The sequence below is a fragment of the Pseudoroseomonas cervicalis ATCC 49957 genome (assembly GCF_000164635.1).
Classification (GTDB): Bacteria; Pseudomonadota; Alphaproteobacteria; order Acetobacterales; family Acetobacteraceae; genus Pseudoroseomonas; species Pseudoroseomonas cervicalis.
On the sequence record NZ_GG770778.1, the window covers coordinates 636,142 to 652,649 of the forward strand.

The following is a 16,508-nucleotide window of genomic DNA, read 5'->3' on the forward strand; positions in this document are numbered from 1 at the left end:
GGGAGCCCGCGGCGGGGCCGGGCTGGCGGCGGGGCTTCTGGGGTGGGCGGCTGCGGCCTCGGGCCATGATCTCGGTCTCCCTGGCGGTTGCCCTGGCCGGCGCGCCGATCCTGCGCCCGGCACCTGGCCGGGGCTTTGGTCCGGGCGCGGCGCGGCCGGACCGGTGCGCGCGGCGCTTCCGCTCTAGCGCCAAGGGCGGGGGCAAGGAAGCACCGGCCGCGGCGGCGCCCCTCACAGCGGCGCGAGGCAGTGCGTTGAAAAATCGACGTTTTCGTAACGGATGGCCGGCAACCCCCGGAGCGGCCAGCCAAAAAAAAGGCCGCCAGCCCGGAGGGCAGCGGCCAAGTCATACAGGGAGGCTTCACGTCTGGGAGACGAAGGGTCAGAGACCCTTTCCGACCTAGTCGCCGGATGCCGGGAACCTAATGCGCGGCCCGCTATGCGCGTAGGGGCAATAACGCCGCTCGGCCATGCGGATTACGCATGATTAAGTTTCCGCGTCTCCCGCGTTGTTCCTCCTTCACGTCAGGCGTTCAGCGCCGCCAGCTCCGACACCAGGAAGTCGCGGAACACGCCGACGCGCTTGGAGTGGCGCATCTCCTCCGGATAGACGAAATAGGCGTCGATGCGCGGCGATTTCAGGTCGGTCAGCACCGGGATCAGGTCGCGCAGATCCTCGCTCATGTAGTCCGGCAGCGCCGCCAGGCCGAGGCCGGAGCGCACCGCGTGCAGCATGGCGGGCAGCGAGTTCACCTCGACCGCGGCGCGGCGCGGGCTGCCGGGGCGGCGCCCGGCCTCCAGCAGCCAGTTGATGCTCTCCACCGGCGGGCGGTAGTCGCCATAGACGATCAGCCGGTGGGCATCGAGATCCTCGGCCCGCTGCGGGATGCCCGCGCCCTTCAGATAATCGGGCGAGCCGACGATCTTCCAGCCGAAGGTCGCCACATGGCGCTGGATCAGGTCGGGCTGCTTCGGCGGGTGCATGCGGATGGCGACATCCGCCTCGCGCATGGCGAGGTCGAGATCGGCATCGTCCAGCAGCAGCGTCACCGTGACATCGCTGTGCAGCCCCATGAATTTGCGCAGGCGGGGCGCCAGCCAGGCGGTGCCGAAACCGGTGGTGGTGGTCACCTTCAGCCGGCCGGCCGCGCGCTCGCGGCTCTCGGTCAGCAGCGCCTCGGTCATGGCGAGCTTGGCGAAGACCTCGCGCACCGTGCGGTTCAGCGTCTCGCCCTGCTCGGTCAGGATCAGGCCGCGCGCATGGCGGTGGAACAGCGGCACCGCCAGGGCCTCCTCCAGCGCCTGGATCTGGCGCGAGACGGCGGATTGGCTGAGGTTCAGCGATTCGCCGGCATGCGTGAAGCTGCCGGCCTCGGCGACCGCGTGGAAGACACGCAGCTTGTCCCAGTCGAGCGGCATCGCCTCAGGCCGCCTGTTCGTGCTGCGGCAGGGTCAGGCCGTCGAGGAAGCGCTCCGCCTCCAGCGCCGCCATGCAGCCGGTGCCGGCCGCCGTCACCGCCTGGCGGTAGATGCGGTCCTGCACGTCGCCGGCGGCGAAGACGCCCTCCCGGCTGGTGCGCGTCGAATCGGGTGCGGTCACCAGATAGCCCTCCCCATCCATCTCCAGCTGTCCCTTGAACAGGCTCGTGGCCGGGGCATGGCCGATGGCGACGAAAACGCCATCCACCGCCAGCTCCCGCGTCTCGTGGCTGATCCGGTCGCGCAGCGCCAGGCCGCGCGCCACGGGGGCGCGGCCGCTGCTGTCGGCGAGGACGGATTCGGTCAGGGTGTTCCACAGGATCTCGATATTCGGCTTGGCGAACAGCCGCTGCTGCAGGATGCGCTCGGCCTTCAGCGAGTCGCGCCGGTGGATCAGGGTCACCTTGGCGGCCAGGTTGGAGAGGTAGAGCGCCTCCTCCACCGCCGAATTGCCGCCGCCGATCACCGCCACATGCTTGCCGCGGTAGAAGAAGCCGTCGCAGGTGGCGCAGGCGGAGACGCCGAAGCCCGACAGCTCCTTCTCGCCCGGGATGCCGAGCCACTTGGCCTGGGCGCCGGTGGCGATGACCACCGCCTCGGCCTCATAGGTGTCGCCGGAATCGCCGGTGGCGCGGAACGGGCGCTGGCCGAGATCGATCGCGGTGATCAGGTCGTACTGGATGCGGGCGCCGACATGCTCGGCCTGCTCGCGCATCTGCTCCATCAGCCAGGGGCCCTGCACCGGCTGGGCGAAGCCGGGGAAGTTCTCGACATCGGTGGTGATGGTCAGCTGCCCGCCCGGCTGCATGCCGGCCACGATCAGGGGTGACAGGCCGGCACGCGCGGCATAGATCGCCGCCGTGTACCCGGCAGGGCCGGCGCCGAGGATCAACAGACGGGTGCGGTGCAGTTCGGGCAAGGCTCAGGTCCTGAAAACGCGGGGCTGGGAAGGATATCGGGAAGAACGGCGTTTCCCGCAAGCCGATGCCTTGAACAGAGGGGCTCCTGCAAGGATATTGCGCCTGGAACGCCGCACGAGCAACGAAACGGTTCTCAGAATGCCCGATACGACCGACAATCTGGATGCGGTGGACCGCCAGATCCTGGCCGAGCTGCAGGAGGACGGGCGGATGACCAATGTGGAGCTGGCGCGCCGCGTCGAGCTCTCGGCGCCCCCCTGCCTGCGCCGCGTCCGCCGGCTGGAGGAGGCGGGCATCATCCGCGGCTACCATGCCGATGTCGATCCGGTGGCGCTGGGCTGGCAGATCACCTTCTTCGCCCTGGTCGGGCTGGAGAGCCAGAAGCACGCCATCCTCTCCGCCTTCGAGCAGGACGTGACCTCCTGGCCGGAGGTGCGGGAATGCCACATGATCCGCGGCGGCGGCGATTTCCTGCTGCGGCTGGTGGCGCGCGACACGGCGCATGAGAACGCGCTGACCAACCGGCTGACCTCGGCGCCGAATGTCGGCCGCGTCACCACGCTGCAGACCATCCACACCGCCAAGGAACTGCCCGGCGTGCCGCTCGGCGCGCGCTGAGGGGCGGGCCGGGGGCGGGCGCCCCCGGCGCCGGATCAGACGCGGCGGACCATGTAGTCGGCCGCCTGCAGCGCCGCGATGATGGCGCTGCCCTGCTGGGAGTCGCGCACCTCGATCATCAGCTCCAGCTCGGTCGACTGCACCGTCGGCGCGCCGAAGAGCTGCTGGTGCTTCACCTCGATCACATTGCCGCCGGCATCCGAGATGCGCTTCGAGATGTCGGAGAGCACGCCGGGGCGGTCGGGGATGTCGAAATGCAGCCGCAGGATGCGGCCATCGCGCAGCAGCTGGCGCAGCAGCACGTTGGACAGCGCCCGGGCGTCGATATTGCCGCCGCAGACCGGGGTGCCGACGCGCCGGCCGGCGAACAGCGCCGGATAGGTCAGCAGCGCCGCGACCCCGGCGGCGCCGGCGCCCTCGGCCACCAGCTTGGCGCCCTCGGCCAGCAGGGCGACGCCCTGCTCCACGGCCCGCTCCGGCACCACCAGCACCTCGATGCCGAGGCGCTTCAGCAGCGCATAGGGGCGCTCGCCCACATCGCGCACCGCGATGCCCTCGGCAATCGTCGGGCCGCCGACCGCGACCGGCTGGCCGGCCAGGCGCTGCGCCATGGCCGGATAGCCCTCGACCTCGACGCCATAGACCTTGAGGGCGGGGTTCAGCTCCAGCGCCGCGGCGGCGCAGCCGGCGAGCAGGCCGCCGCCGCCCACCGGGAAGACCAGCGTGTCGAGCCCCGGCGCGTCCTCGATCATCTCGATCGCCATGGTGCCCTGGCCGGCCATCACCCCGGGATCGTCATAGGGGTGGATGAAGGTCAGCCCCTCGCGCAGGGCCAGCGCATGGGCGTGCGCGGCGGCCTCGGCCAGCGTCTCGCCATGCAGCACCACATGCGCGCCCCAGCTTTCCGTCCGCACCACCTTGGTGGCCGGGGTGAAGCGCGGCATGACGATGGTGGCGCGGATGCCGAGCAGGCTGGCATGGCGCGCCACCGCCTGGGCATGGTTGCCGGCCGACATGGCGATCACGCCGGTGGCCTTCTCCCGCGCCGAGAGCAGCGCCAGGCGGTTGGCCGCGCCCCGCTCCTTGAAGGCGCCGGTGGCCTGGAGGTTGTCGAGCTTCAGCCAGACCTCGCAGCCGGCGACGCGGCCGATGGCCGGGGCCGGCACGGTCGGCGTGCGCAGCACCGCGCCCTGGATGCGCGCGGCGGCCTCCCGCACATCGGCGAGGGTGATGGTGGCGGGCGCCGGCAAATCGGCTGCCAGGGCGCCGCCGGTCAGGCCGGGCGCGGCCATGTCAGTTGAAACGCACCTTGGCGATCTCGTAGGCGCGGGCGCCGCCGGGCGCCGGCACCTCGACCGAGTCGCCGAGCTTCTTGCCGAGCAGCGCCTTGGCCAGCGGCGAGGAGATGGAGATCGAGCCGAGCTTGGTGTCGGCCTCGTGCGCACCGACGATGCGGTAGGTCTTCTCCTCCTCGCTCTCCTCGTCGATGATCGTGACATAGGCGCCGAAGCGCACCTGGTCGCCGGAGAGCTTGGTGGTGTCGATCACCTCGACCGAGGGGACGATGCTCTCGAGCTCGGCGATGCGGCCCTCGATGAAGGACTGGCGCTCGCGCGCCGCGTGGTACTCGGCGTTCTCGGAGAGGTCGCCATGGGCGCGCGCCTCGGCGATGGCGCGGATCACGGCGGGGCGCTCTTCCGCCTTCAGTTGCCGCAATTCGTCCTCAAGCCGGGCGAGACCTTCGGCGGTCATCGGGAACTTCTGCACGGCAGTCCCTTCCTTCATACGCGGCAAAGCCGCCGGGCGTCGCGTCCGGCGGCATGGCGGCGCCGGGAAGCCCGGCGCCAATGGGGGAGACAAGGATCGGGCGGGACAGGGGGTTATCCCTGACCCGCCCCAGCCTCAGAACGAAGGGGGAAAGTAGGCCTGGAGCGGCGCAACATCAAGGGTTCCGGCCTTCAGGGCGGCGATGGCGTGCACCGCGGCGCGGGCGCCGGCCATGGTGGTGTAGTGCGGCACCCCCTGGGTCAGCGCGCCGCGGCGGATGTCGAAGCTGTCCGCCACCGCCTGGCCGGTGCCGGTGGTGTTGACCACCAGCTGGATCTCGCCATTGCGGATGGCGTCCACGCAATGCGGCCGCCCCTCCATCACCTTGTTGACGACCGAGACGGTCAGCCCCGCCTCGCGCAGCACGGCGGCGGTGCCGCGCGTCGCCATCACCTGGAAGCCGATCTCGGTCAGGCGGCGGGCCAGGAAGACGGTCGCCTTCTTGTCGCTGTCCTTGACCGAAATGAAGGCGGTGCCGGCCAGCGGCAGCTTCACCCCGGCGCCGAGCTGGCTCTTGGCGAAGGCGCGCTCGAAGGAGGCGTCGAGGCCCATCACCTCGCCGGTCGACTTCATCTCGGGGCCGAGGATGACATCGACATTGGGGAAGCGGTTGAACGGGAAGACCGCTTCCTTGACGGCGACATGGCGGCTGACCGCCTCGTCATCCAGCTTGAACTCGGAGAGCCTGGCGCCGGCCATGACGCGGGCGCCGATCTTGGCCACCGGCACGCCGGTCGCCTTGGCGACGAAGGGCACGGTGCGCGAGGCGCGCGGGTTCACCTCCAGCACGAAGATCTCCCCGTCCTTCACGGCGTACTGCACGTTCATCAGGCCGCGCACCTTCAGCGCGCGCGCCATCGCCTCGGTCTCCGCCTTCAGCTCGGTGATCACCGAGGGGGCGAGGGAGTAGGGCGGCAGGGAGCAGGCGCTGTCGCCGGAATGGATGCCGGCCTCCTCGATATGCTCCATGACGCCGGCGACATAGACCTGGCCGTCCTCGTCGGCGATGCAGTCCACATCGACCTCGATCGCGTCCTGCAGGTACTGGTCGATCAGGATCGGGTTCTCGCCGGAGACCTTCACCGCCTCCTGGCCGAAGCGCAGCAGCTGCTCGCGGTTGTAGGCGATCTCCATGGCGCGGCCGCCCAGCACGTAGGAGGGGCGCACGACGACCGGATAGCCGATGCGCTCGGCCTCCTCCACCGCCTCCTCCAGCGTGCGCACGATGCCGTTCTGCGGCTGCTGCAGGCCGAGGCTCTTCAGCAACTGCTGGAAGCGCTCGCGGTCCTCGGCGATGTCGATCGCCTCGGCGCTGGTGCCCAGGATCGGGATGCCGGCCTTGTGCAGCGCCTGGGACAGCTTCAGCGGCGTCTGGCCGCCATACTGCACGATGCAGCCCAGCACCTCGCCCTTCTCCTGCTCCTTGCGGATCAGCGAGATGACGTCCTCGGCCGAGAGCGGCTCGAAATAGAGGCGGTCGGAGGTGTCGTAGTCGGTGGAGACCGTCTCCGGGTTGCAGTTGACCATGACGGTCTCGAAGCCGGCCTCGCGCAGGGCGTAGGCGGCATGGACGCAGCAATAGTCGAACTCGATGCCCTGGCCGATGCGGTTCGGCCCGCCGCCCAGGATGACGATCTTCTTGCGGTCGGTCGGCCGCGACTCACACTCCGGGGTGCCGAAGCCGCCCTCGTAGGTGGAATACATGTAGGGCGTGTCCGAGGCGAACTCGGCGGCGCAGGTGTCGATGCGCTTGTAGACCGGCAGCACGCCGAGCTTCAGGCGCTGCTGCAGCACCGCCGCCTCGCTCTGCCCGGTCAGCACCGAGAGGCGCTTGTCCGAGAAGCCCATCGCCTTGATGCGGCGCAGCCCGGTCGCGTCCTGCGGCAGGCCGCCCTCGCGGATCGCCTCCTCGGCGCGGACGATCTTCTCGACCTCGCGGATGAACCAGGGCTCGAAGCGGCAGGCCTCGTGGATCTCGTCCACCGTCAGCCCGGCGCGCAGCGCCTGCGCCACCACCAGCAGCCGGTCCGGCTTCGGGGTCGCCAGCGCCGCGATATGCGCCTCCTTCGAGCCGTCGCCGGGCTGCGGGATCTCGTCCAGGCCGGAGAGGCCCGTCTCCAGGCTGCGCAGCCCCTTCTGCAGCGCCTCGTTGAAGGAGCGGCCGATCGCCATCGCCTCGCCCACCGACTTCATCGAGGTGGTCAGCGTCGCCGGCGTGCCGGGGAACTTTTCAAACGTGAAGCGGGGGATCTTGATGACGACATAGTCGATCGTCGGCTCGAAGGCGGCCGGCGTGACCATGGTGATGTCGTTCTTCAGCTCGTCCAGCGTGTAGCCGACGGCGAGCTTGGCGGCGATCTTGGCGATCGGGAAGCCGGTCGCCTTGGAGGCCAGGGCCGAGGAGCGCGAGACGCGCGGGTTCATCTCGATGACCACCATGCGGCCATCGGCGGGGTTGATGCCGAACTGCACGTTGGAGCCGCCGGTGTCGACGCCGATCTCGCGCAGGCAGGCGATGGAGGCATCGCGCATGCGCTGGTATTCCTTGTCGGTCAGCGTCAGCGCGGGCGCGACGGTCACCGAGTCGCCGGTGTGCACGCCCATCGGGTCCACATTCTCGATGGAGCAGACGATGATGCAATTGTCCGCGCTGTCGCGGACCACTTCCATCTCGTACTCCTTCCAGCCCAGCACGCTCTCCTCGATCAGCACCTCATTGGTCATCGAGGCGCTGAGCCCGGCCGCGACGATCTGCTCGAACTCCTCGCGGTTGTAGGCGATGCCGCCGCCGGTGCCGCCCAGGGTGAAGGAGGGGCGGATGACGCAGGGCAGCTTGACCAGCTCCAGCCCGGCGCGCGCCTCCTCCATCGTGTGGGCGATGGCGCTGCGCGGGCTCTCGATGCCGATCTTGGTCATGGCATCGCGGAACTTGAGGCGATCCTCGGCCTTGTCGATGACCTCGGCCTTGGCGCCGATCAGCTCGCAGCCATACTTCTCCAGCACGCCGGCCTCGGCCAGCTTCAGCGAGGTGTTCAGCGCCGTCTGGCCGCCCATGGTGGGCAGCAGCGCGTCGGGCCGCTCCTTGGCGATGATCTTCTCGACCATCTCGACCGTGATCGGCTCGATATAGGTGGCGTCCGCCAGGCCCGGATCGGTCATGATCGTGGCCGGGTTGGAGTTCACCAGGATCACCCGGTAGCCCTCGGCGCGCAGCGCCTTGCAGGCCTGGGCGCCGGAATAGTCGAACTCGCAGGCCTGGCCGATGACGATCGGGCCGGCGCCGATGATCAGGATGGACTTGATGTCGGTGCGCTTCGGCATCGGGGGACCCTATCTGCGAAAGATCCGGCGCGGGGCCGGGTTCAGCCGTGGACCGACATGCCGCCATCCACGGGGATGGCGGTGCCGGTGATGAAGGTCGCGGCGTCGCTCGCCAGGAAGGCGGCGATGCCGGCGAAATCGGTGGGCAGGCCCCAGCGCTTCTGCGGCGTGCGGGCCAGCACATTGTCGTTCAGCGCGGGCATGTCGCGCTTGGCGCCGGCGGTCAGGTCGGTGTCGATCCAGCCGGGCAGGATGGCGTTCGCCGTGATGCCGTCCGGCCCCCAGGCCACCGCCAGGTTGCGCACATACTGCACGATGGCGCCCTTGCTGGCGCCATAGGCGGGGGAGAGCGGCAGGCCGAAGATCGACATCATCGAGCCGATGCAGATCACCCGCCCGCGGCCGCTCGCCTTCAGCGCCGGATAGGCGGCGCGCGTCAGGCGCATGACGCTGGTCAGGTTGGTGTCCATCACCGTCGCCCATTCGGCGTCGGTCACGTCCTGCGGCAGGCGGCGGATGTTGGTGCCGGCATTGTTGACCAGGATGTCGAGCTGCCCGCCCGTCCGCTCCAGCACCTGGGCCAGGGCGGCGGCCGGGGCCTCGGCCGGCGTCAGGTCGGCGGCGATGGCGAAGGCGTCGCCGCCGAGCGCCGCCACGGCCGCCGCGTTCTTCCCGGCATTGCGGCCGACCACGGCGATGCGCGCGCCGCAGGCGGCGAGGCCACGCGCCATGCCGAGGCCGATGCCGCCATTGCCGCCGGTGACGAGCGCGACGCGCCCGGTCAGGTCGAACATCCCTGTCATCCGTCTCTCTCCCTGGGCAGGGCGGCCGGTTGCTCAGGCCGCCTTGTGCTGCTCGATCATCTCGACAAAGCGGCGGAAGAGATAGTGGCTGTCGGACGGGCCGGGGCTGGCCTCCGGGTGGTACTGCACGGAGAAGGCCGGGCGGTCGGTCGCCGCGATGCCCTCGTTCGAGCCGTCGAACAGCGAGATATGGGTGACCTTCACGCTCTCCGGCAGGGACTTCTCATCCACCGCGAAGCCGTGATTCTGGCTGGTGATCTCGACGCGGCCGGTGGCCAGGTCCTTCACCGGCTGGTTGGCGCCGCGATGGCCGCGATCCAGCTTGAAGGTCTTGCCGCCCAGCGCCAGGGCCAGCAGCTGGTGGCCGAGGCAGATGCCGAAGACCGGCTTGCCCGAGGCCAGCACGCCCTGGATGGCGGGCACGGCGTAGACACCCGTGGCCGCCGGGTCGCCGGGGCCGTTGGACAGGAACACGCCATCCGGGTTCTGCGCCAGGATCTCCTCGGCGGTCGCGGTGGCGGGCAGCACGGTGACGTCGCAGCCGGCATCGGCCAGGCAGCGCAGGATGTTGTGCTTGGCGCCGTAGTCGATGGCGACGACCTTGTGCGCCTTGGCGGGCGCCTTGGCATAGCCCTGGCCCCAGGCCCAGAGCCCCTCGCTCCACTGGTAGGACTGGCGGCAGGTCACTTCCTTGGCGAGGTCCATGCCCTCCAGCCCCGGCCAGCCGGCGGCCTGCGCCTTCAGCGCGGGCAGGTCGAAGCGGCCATCGGCGGGAAAGGCCAGCACGCCATTCGGCGCGCCGCCATCGCGGATGCGGGCGGTGAGCGCGCGGGTGTCGATGCCGGCGATGCCGGGGATGCCGTAGCTCTTCAGCCAGGCATCCAGATGCCGCGTCGCGCGGTAATTGGCGGGCTCGGTCAGGTCCAGCTTCACCACCAGGCCGCGCGCGGCGGGGGTGATGCTCTCCACATCCTCGGCATTGGCGCCGACATTGCCGATATGCGGGAAGGTGAAGGTGATGATCTGCCCGGCATAGGAGGGGTCGGTCAGGGTTTCCTGATACCCCGTCATGCCGGTGTTGAAGCAGATCTCGCCGGTGCTGGTGGTGTTGGCGCCGAAGCCCAGGCCCCAGAGGACGGTGCCGTCACCCAGGACCAGGGCGGCGGTGGCGCCGGCGGGCGGCTGGTCGGTCTGCGGGGCAGGGGCGGACATGCGCGTCTCCGGGCTCGGTTCGGAAGGCGGGGTGGAAGGGCTCAGCTCGGCCAGGGAAAGGCCGGTGGCGGCGATCACCGCCGGCCAGTGCTTGGCGGGGATGGCGCGCGCCTGGCGCCATTTCCGCACTGCCTCGGTGCCGACGCCGCAGCGCTCGGCCACCGCCTCGGGGCCGCCCATCAGGGCGATGATGTCTTCCACGGACCGCATGACGGGAGTCATATGGGAAGAAATTTCCCAACGGAAGGAATTTCTCCGGGTTGGGAAAATTTTTCCGGACGCGGCTGTGCCGGCGCTTCCGCCCGCCTTCCCCTGGCGGAAGGCAGGCGGAGCCGCTTTATACGCCGCACCCCGAGAGGAGAGAGAGATGACCCTGCGCGAGCGCTTCACCGCCGAGCTGAAGGCGGCGATGATGGCCAAGGATGCGGCCCGCACCTCCACCATCCGCATGATCATGGCCAAGCTGAAGGACACCGACATCGCCGCCCGGCCGTCGGGCGTGGACCAGGTGCCGGAGGAGCAGATCGTGGCCATGCTGCGCGGCATGGTGAAGTCCCGCCGCGAGAGCGTGGAGATGTATGCCCAGGGTGGCCGGCAGGAGCTGGCCGACAAGGAGGCCGCCGAGATCGCCGTGATCGAGGGGTTCCTGCCGCAGCAGATGGACGAGGCGGCGATGCGGCAGGCGGTGGCCGATGCGGTGGCCGAGAGCGGCGCGGCCTCGGTGAAGGAGATGGGCAAGGTGATGGCCGTGCTGAAGGCGAAGCACGCCGCGACGATGGACATGGCCAAGGCCGGCCCGCTGGTGAAGGCGGCGCTGGGCGGCTGACCGGTCCCGACGGACAGAAAAAAAGATGGGGGTCCGGGGGAATTCCTTCCCCCGGCCTTTTTCCTGCTAAGCCCTGAGCATGTCCCTGCCGCCCAATTTCCTGGATGAGCTCCGGCTCCGCACGCCGCTGGCGCCGCTGATCGGGCGCAGCGTGAAGCTGACGCGGGCGGGGCGGCAATGGCGCGGCTGCTGCCCCTTCCATGGCGAGAAGTCGCCATCCTTCTATGTCTATGACGACCATTATCACTGCTTCGGCTGTGGCGCGCATGGCGATGCCATCGCCTATGTGATGCAGACGCAGGGGGCGAGCTTCCCCGAGGCGGTGGAGCGGCTGGCGGCCGAGGCGGGGCTCGAGGTGCCGAAGGCCACCCCGCAGCAGGCCAAGCGGGAGGCGCGGCAGCGCGACCTGCATGATGTGATGGCGGCGGCCAGCGAGGCCTTCCAGCGCCGGCTGCGCCTGCCGGAGGGTCGTGGCGGACTTGATTACCTGCTGCGTCGCGGCCTGAGCGAGGAGACCATCCGCCGTTTCGGCCTGGGCTGGTCGGGCGGCGGGCGCGGCGCGCTGGCGGCGGACCTGAAGCCGCAGGGCATCGAGACGCGGCAGCTGGTCGAGGCCGGGCTGATGCGCGCCGGCGAGGGCGACAGCCCGCCCGCCGACCTGTTCTTCAACCGCGTGATGTTCCCGATCCGCGACCGGCGCGGGCGCATCGTCTCCTTCGGCGGGCGGGTGCTGGGCGATGGCCAGCCGAAATACGTCAACGGGCCGGAGACCGAGCTCTTCTCCAAGCGCCGCAACCTCTATGCGCTGGATCTGGCGCGGGAGGCCGCCTTCAAGGGCGCGCCGGTGGTGGTGGTGGAGGGCTACATGGACGTCATCGCCCTGCACCAGGCCGGGTTCGGCGGTGCCGTGGCGCCGCTCGGCACCGCGCTGACCGAGGAGCAGCTGGCCGAGCTGTGGCGCATCGCGCCGCAGCCGGTGCTGTGCTTCGACGGCGACAAGGCCGGCGCCCGCGCCGCCGCACGGGCCGCGGAGCTGGCGCTGCCGCTGCTCTCGCCGGAGCGCAGCCTGTCCTTCGCCACCCTGCCGGCGGGGGAGGACCCGGACACGCTGGTGGGCCGTGGCGGCCCGGCCGCCTTCCGCGCCGTGCTGGAGGCGGCGAGGCCGCTCTCCGAGGTGCTGTATGGCATGCTGGCCGAGAAGCATCCCGGCACCACGCCGGAGGCGCGCGCGGCGCTGCGCCATGCGCTGGAGGGGGCGGCGGGCAGCATCCCGGACAAGTTCCTGGCCGGCGAGTATCGCCGCCAGCTGCTGGACCGGTTCTTCGAGAGCGGCCGAAGCCGGCCGCAGCCGGGCGGCGGCGGGCGCGGCTTCGGCGGTGGCGGCTTCGGCAAGGGCGGTTTCGGCAAGGGCGGCTTCGGCGGGCGCGGCCGGCCCGGCCCGCCGCCGCTCGCCCTGCCGCGGCCGGAGATCGATCCCGGCCAGGTGCGGCAGGAACAGGCGCGCTGCCTGCTGGCCATCGCCTTCGCGCATCCCTGGCTGCTGCCGGAGGTGGAGGAGGCCTTCGCCGCGCTCGACCTGCCGGAGGGGCTGGCGCAGCGGCTGCAGCACATTCTGTTGTCATGGCCGCACCAGCACGGGCTGGGCGAGCAGGGCCGGGTTGAAGCCGAGGCGCTGCTCGACCACCTGCAAGCCATGGAGCCCGAGGGCCATGCCTGGCTGCGGCAGGCGCCGAAGCTGCTGCCGGCGGCGGCGCAGGCCGGGGCGCTGCCCAAGCTGGTGGCCGAGCAATGGTGGTATTTCTTCGGCTGCCTGCGCGGCGAGGCGGCGCTGCGCGCCGAGCTGGCGGAGGCGGAGCGGGAGCTGGCCGCCGCCGGCACCCCGGCGGCGCAGACCCGCATGATCCGGCTGAAGGAGCTGCTCTCGGCCCAGCTGCGCGGCGAGGTGGAGGAGGAGGGCGGCGGGTTCTAGCCCGCCTTCCGGCCCGCTCCGGGTCGGGCCGGTGACGTTTCGCCGGGCCGCTCTTGTGCGGGCGGGGGGCTGGGCGTTATGGCCCGAGGGTGGCGTTTGTTGCGGACCCCCGCATTTGCCTGTCAGGGACGGGGCCGCTAGGACCAGGGCAAGGCATCACCGGTACAATGCCGGGCGAGGTCAGACGGAGCGGATCGGCATGGCGAGCAAGGTCGCGAACGGCACCGACACGGTCGAGAACCGCGATGAGGCGGTGGAGGGAGCGCTGCTCGACATCCTCTCCGCGGCGGTCAAGAAGCTGATCGCGCGGGGCAAGGAACGCGGCTACGTCACCTATGACGAGCTGAACCAGGCGCTGCCCTCCGAAGAGGTCTCCTCCGAGCTGATCGAGGACACCATGGCGATGCTGAGCGAGCTCGGCATCAATGTGGTGGAGGCCGAGGAGACCGAGGAGGCGGAGGGCGCCGCCAAGCCCGCCGCCAAGGCCGAGGGCGCCGAGGAGGACGAGGAGGAAGAGGGCGGCGGCAATGTGGACGAGGAGAGCCTCGGCCGCACCGACGACCCCGTCCGCATGTATCTCCGGGAGATGGGCAGCGTCGAGCTGCTCTCCCGCGAGGGCGAGATCGCCATCGCCAAGCGCATCGAGGCCGGGCGCGACATGATGATCGGCGGGCTCTGCGAGAGCCCGCTGACCTTCCAGGCCATCCTCACCTGGCACAATGCGGTCAAGGAAGGCCGCATGCTGCTGCGCGACGTGATCGACCTGGAGGCGACCGCCGCCGCCGAGAACCCCGAGGCCGCGCCGGCCCCGGATGAGGAATTCGAGGAAGGCGAGGAGGGCGAGGGCATGGGCCTCTCCCTCTCCGCGCTCGAAGAAAAGCTGAAGCCGGAGGCGCTGGCCACCTTCGAGGCCATCGAGGAGCTGTACGGCAAGCTGCAGAAGCTCTCGCTGAAGCGGATGGAGGCCTACACGGCCGGCGAGGAATTCGCCTCCCGCACCGAGAAGACCTATGAGAAGCAGCGGCTGGAGCTGGTCGCCCTCGTCGAGAAGGTGCAGCTGCACAACAACCGGATCGAGGAGCTGGTCGACCAGCTCAAGGGGCTGAACCGGCGCATCACCTCGCTGGAGGGGCAGGTGCTGCGCCTGGCCGAGGGCAGCCGCGTCAAGCGCGAGGACTTTTTGCAGTATTGGCGGGGCGCCGAGATCGATCCCGCCTGGTTCGAGCGCATCTCGGCCCTGCCGCAGAAATCCTGGAAGAACTTCATCGAGCGCTCGCGCCAGGATGTCGAGCAGATCCGCACCCAGCTCTCCAACACCGCGGCGCTGACCGGCCTGCCGGTGGACGAGTTCAAGCGGGTCTACGCCACCGTCTCGCGCGGCGAGCGCGACATGACCCAGGCGAAGAAGGAGATGATCGAGGCCAACCTCCGTCTCGTCATCTCGATCGCCAAGAAATACACCAATCGCGGCCTGCAATTCCTGGATTTGATCCAGGAGGGCAATATCGGCCTGATGAAGGCGGTCGATAAGTTCGAGTATCGCCGCGGCTACAAATTCTCGACCTACGCCACCTGGTGGATCCGGCAGGCGATCACCCGCAGCATCGCCGACCAGGCGCGCACCATCCGCATCCCCGTGCACATGATCGAGACGATCAACAAGCTGGTGCGCACCTCGCGCCAGATGCTGCACGAGATCGGCCGCGAGCCGCAGCCCGAGGAACTGGCCGAGAAGCTCGGCATGCCGCTGGAGAAGGTGCGGAAAGTCCTCAAGATCGCCAAGGAGCCGATCTCCCTCGAGACGCCGATCGGCGACGAGGAGGACAGCCATCTCGGCGACTTCATCGAGGACAAGGCGGCGATCATCCCGCTGGACGCCGCCATCCAGTCCAACCTGCGCGAGGCGACGACCCGCGTGCTGGCCAGCCTGACCCCGCGCGAGGAGCGGGTGCTGCGCATGCGCTTCGGCATCGGCATGAACACCGACCACACGCTCGAAGAGGTCGGCCAGCAGTTCAACGTGACGCGCGAGCGCATCCGCCAGATCGAGGCCAAGGCGCTGCGCAAGCTGAAGCACCCCAGCCGCAGCCGCAAGCTGCGCAGCTTCCTGGACAATTGAGCATGGCGCTGTCGCTGGTGGAGCCCGCGGTCCGGGTGGCGGTGGACGTCACCTTCCTGCGCATGGCCGCGCCCCCCGCCGATGCGCCGCCGCCGCTGCCCGAGGGGGTGCGGCTGGAGCGGCTGGCGCGCTGCTCCGTGCCCTTCTACCGCTTCCTCTACAACACGGTCGGCCAGGATTACGTCTGGTGGCTGCGCCGCGCGGCGGCCGATGAGGAACTGGCCCGGGTGCTGGGCGACCCGGCGGTGTCGATCCATGTGCTCTACCAGGGGGGCGAGCCGGCCGGCTTCTTCGAACTGGAGCAGCGCCAGGGCGGCACCACCAACCTGGCCTATTTCGGCCTGCTGCCGCGCGCCGTCGGCACCGGCATCGGCCGCGCCTTCCTGCGCGCCGCCATCGACACCGCCTGGGCCGGCGGCTGCGACCTGCTGACGGTGAACACCTGCACCGCCGACCATGCGCGCGCGCTGCCGAACTACCTGGCCGCCGGCTTCACCCGGCTGCGCACGGTGCGCGAGATCTGGCCCGTGCCGCTGCGCCTTGGCCTGCGGGTGCCGGAGCGGCTGCTGGCCTGAGCATACCGCCGGCCATGGCGGCCGGCGTGCCGCCTTAGCCCATCCTTGAGGGTTTCCGGCCCAGCCTCGCGCCATGCCTCGGGCAGTGCGGGAGGATGGTTTGGCGCGGGACGAGACGGGGGCTTCGCCCTCCTGGCTGAAGCGGCTGCCGCTGTCGGCGCGCCTGGGGGCGCTGGCGCTGGTGGCGCTGCTGGCGCTCGGCGCGCTGTCGGCCATGGCGGCGCGGCAGCAGGCCCGGGCGCTGGAGGAAGGCCGCATCGCCATGCTGCGCGCCGTGGTCGAGAGCGTGCTCTCCATCGCCGCGCGCGAGGCGGCGGAGGAACAGGCCGGCCGCGCCAGCCGGGCCGAGGCGCAGGCCAGCGCGCTGCGCGCCATCCGCGCCCTGCGCTATGGCGGCGAGGAATACGTCTTCATCACCGACCTCCAGGCGCGCATGGTGCTGCACCCGATCCGCCCGGCGCTGGAGGGGCAGGATGTCGGGCCGATGCGCGACCCGACCGGCTTCCCGCTGTTCCGCGCCTTCGTCGAGGTGGTGCAGCGCGCCGGCAGCGGCATGGTGCCCTATCTCTGGCCGCGCCCGGGCAGCGAGCAGCCGGTGGAGAAGCTGAGCTTCGTGCAGGGCTTCGCCCCCTGGGGCTGGGTGGTCGGCACCGGCGTCTATGTGGACGATCTGCGCGCGGCGCAGCGCGGCGCGATGGTGTCCCTGGCCGGCATCGCGCTCGGCGTCGCGCTGGTGCTGCTGCTGCTGGCGCTGTGGATCGGCCGCGGCATCACCCGGCCGCTGGCGGCGCTGGCCGGGCGGATGCGCGGCCTGGCGGCGGGGGAGCTGGCGGCGCCGG

13 protein-coding genes are annotated in these 16,508 nt (G+C 70.5%); 6 read left to right on the forward strand and 7 right to left on the reverse strand.

Annotated features, from left to right (window positions below; all coding sequences use genetic code 11):
* Positions 1-525 precede the first annotated feature (525 nt).
* Together HMPREF0731_RS10055 and trxB are read right to left on the reverse strand one after the other, a co-directional pair.
* Positions 526-1,419: a LysR family transcriptional regulator gene (locus tag HMPREF0731_RS10055; protein WP_007003996.1), complete on the reverse strand. Its 894-nt coding sequence runs from the start codon at positions 1,417-1,419 to the stop codon at positions 526-528.
* Positions 1,420-1,423: 4 nt separating this feature from the next.
* Positions 1,424-2,398, reverse strand: a complete 975-nt coding sequence (trxB, locus tag HMPREF0731_RS10060) for a thioredoxin-disulfide reductase (RefSeq protein ID WP_007003997.1) — start codon at positions 2,396-2,398, stop codon at positions 1,424-1,426.
* Positions 2,399-2,537: 139 nt separating this feature from the next.
* Here trxB and HMPREF0731_RS10065 point away from each other — a divergent pair, with 139 nt between their 5' ends.
* On the forward strand, positions 2,538-3,017 hold the full coding sequence (locus HMPREF0731_RS10065) for an Lrp/AsnC family transcriptional regulator (RefSeq protein ID WP_007003998.1): 480 nt from the start codon (positions 2,538-2,540) through the stop codon (positions 3,015-3,017).
* A 35-nt stretch (positions 3,018-3,052) separates the two neighbouring features.
* Here the strand turns inward: HMPREF0731_RS10065 and HMPREF0731_RS10070 are convergent, their stop codons facing one another.
* From HMPREF0731_RS10070 to carA, 5 genes are all read right to left on the reverse strand, one after another.
* Entirely contained in the window at positions 3,053-4,309 is a 1,257-nt protein-coding gene (locus HMPREF0731_RS10070; RefSeq protein ID WP_007003999.1) for a threonine ammonia-lyase, read from the reverse strand.
* Between the two features lies 1 nt (position 4,310).
* Complete coding sequence (gene greA, locus HMPREF0731_RS10075; protein WP_040612654.1) at positions 4,311-4,784, reverse strand: transcription elongation factor GreA; 474 nt, start codon at positions 4,782-4,784, stop codon at positions 4,311-4,313.
* Between the two features lie 135 nt (positions 4,785-4,919).
* Complete coding sequence (gene carB / locus HMPREF0731_RS10080) at positions 4,920-8,165, reverse strand: carbamoyl-phosphate synthase large subunit (protein ID WP_007004001.1); 3,246 nt, start codon at positions 8,163-8,165, stop codon at positions 4,920-4,922.
* Between the two features lie 41 nt (positions 8,166-8,206).
* On the reverse strand, positions 8,207-8,959 hold the full coding sequence (locus HMPREF0731_RS10085; RefSeq protein WP_211207919.1) for an SDR family NAD(P)-dependent oxidoreductase: 753 nt from the start codon (positions 8,957-8,959) through the stop codon (positions 8,207-8,209).
* Positions 8,960-9,001: 42 nt separating this feature from the next.
* Positions 9,002-10,390 (reverse strand): glutamine-hydrolyzing carbamoyl-phosphate synthase small subunit, encoded by a 1,389-nt coding sequence (carA, locus tag HMPREF0731_RS10090; protein WP_040612656.1) that lies wholly within the window; start codon positions 10,388-10,390, stop codon positions 9,002-9,004.
* A gap of 157 nt (positions 10,391-10,547) precedes the next feature.
* Between carA and HMPREF0731_RS10095 the strand changes: the two genes are divergently transcribed.
* The 5 genes from HMPREF0731_RS10095 to HMPREF0731_RS10115 all read left to right on the forward strand — a co-directional run.
* Entirely contained in the window at positions 10,548-11,006 is a 459-nt protein-coding gene (locus HMPREF0731_RS10095) for a GatB/YqeY domain-containing protein (protein WP_007004004.1), read from the forward strand.
* Positions 11,007-11,085: 79 nt separating this feature from the next.
* Positions 11,086-12,975 (forward strand): DNA primase, encoded by a 1,890-nt coding sequence (dnaG, locus tag HMPREF0731_RS10100; RefSeq protein WP_007004005.1) that lies wholly within the window; start codon positions 11,086-11,088, stop codon positions 12,973-12,975.
* A gap of 199 nt (positions 12,976-13,174) precedes the next feature.
* The gene (gene rpoD / locus HMPREF0731_RS10105) at positions 13,175-15,094 is read left to right on the forward strand and encodes an RNA polymerase sigma factor RpoD (RefSeq protein WP_007004006.1); all 1,920 of its coding nucleotides are present in this window, start codon (positions 13,175-13,177) and stop codon (positions 15,092-15,094) included.
* Positions 15,095-15,096: 2 nt separating this feature from the next.
* Positions 15,097-15,669 carry a GNAT family N-acetyltransferase gene (locus HMPREF0731_RS10110; protein WP_007004007.1) on the forward strand — a complete coding sequence of 191 codons (573 nt, stop codon included), beginning with the start codon at positions 15,097-15,099 and terminating at the stop codon, positions 15,667-15,669.
* 100 nt (positions 15,670-15,769) lie between these two features.
* Positions 15,770-16,508 (forward strand): cache domain-containing protein (locus tag HMPREF0731_RS10115; RefSeq protein ID WP_211207920.1); only part of this gene is annotated, 739 nt, incomplete at its 3' end.

Excerpts from the sequence above, each read along its gene's own strand:
- HMPREF0731_RS10055 (WP_007003996.1), bottom strand. The coding sequence starts at position 1,419 with ATGCCGCTCGACTGGGACAAGCTGCGTGTCTTCCACGCGGTCGCCGAG.
- HMPREF0731_RS10065 (WP_007003998.1), top strand. The coding sequence starts at position 2,538 with ATGCCCGATACGACCGACAATCTGGATGCGGTGGACCGCCAGATCCTG.
- HMPREF0731_RS10070 (WP_007003999.1), bottom strand. The coding sequence starts at position 4,309 with ATGGCCGCGCCCGGCCTGACCGGCGGCGCCCTGGCAGCCGATTTGCCG.
- carB (WP_007004001.1), bottom strand. The coding sequence starts at position 8,165 with ATGCCGAAGCGCACCGACATCAAGTCCATCCTGATCATCGGCGCCGGC.
- HMPREF0731_RS10085 (WP_211207919.1), bottom strand. The coding sequence starts at position 8,959 with ATGTTCGACCTGACCGGGCGCGTCGCGCTCGTCACCGGCGGCAATGGC.
- carA (WP_040612656.1), bottom strand. The coding sequence starts at position 10,390 with ATGCGGTCCGTGGAAGACATCATCGCCCTGATGGGCGGCCCCGAGGCG.
- HMPREF0731_RS10095 (WP_007004004.1), top strand. The coding sequence starts at position 10,548 with ATGACCCTGCGCGAGCGCTTCACCGCCGAGCTGAAGGCGGCGATGATG.
- dnaG (WP_007004005.1), top strand. The coding sequence starts at position 11,086 with ATGTCCCTGCCGCCCAATTTCCTGGATGAGCTCCGGCTCCGCACGCCG.
- rpoD (WP_007004006.1), top strand. The coding sequence starts at position 13,175 with ATGGCGAGCAAGGTCGCGAACGGCACCGACACGGTCGAGAACCGCGAT.
- HMPREF0731_RS10110 (WP_007004007.1), top strand. The coding sequence starts at position 15,097 with ATGGCGCTGTCGCTGGTGGAGCCCGCGGTCCGGGTGGCGGTGGACGTC.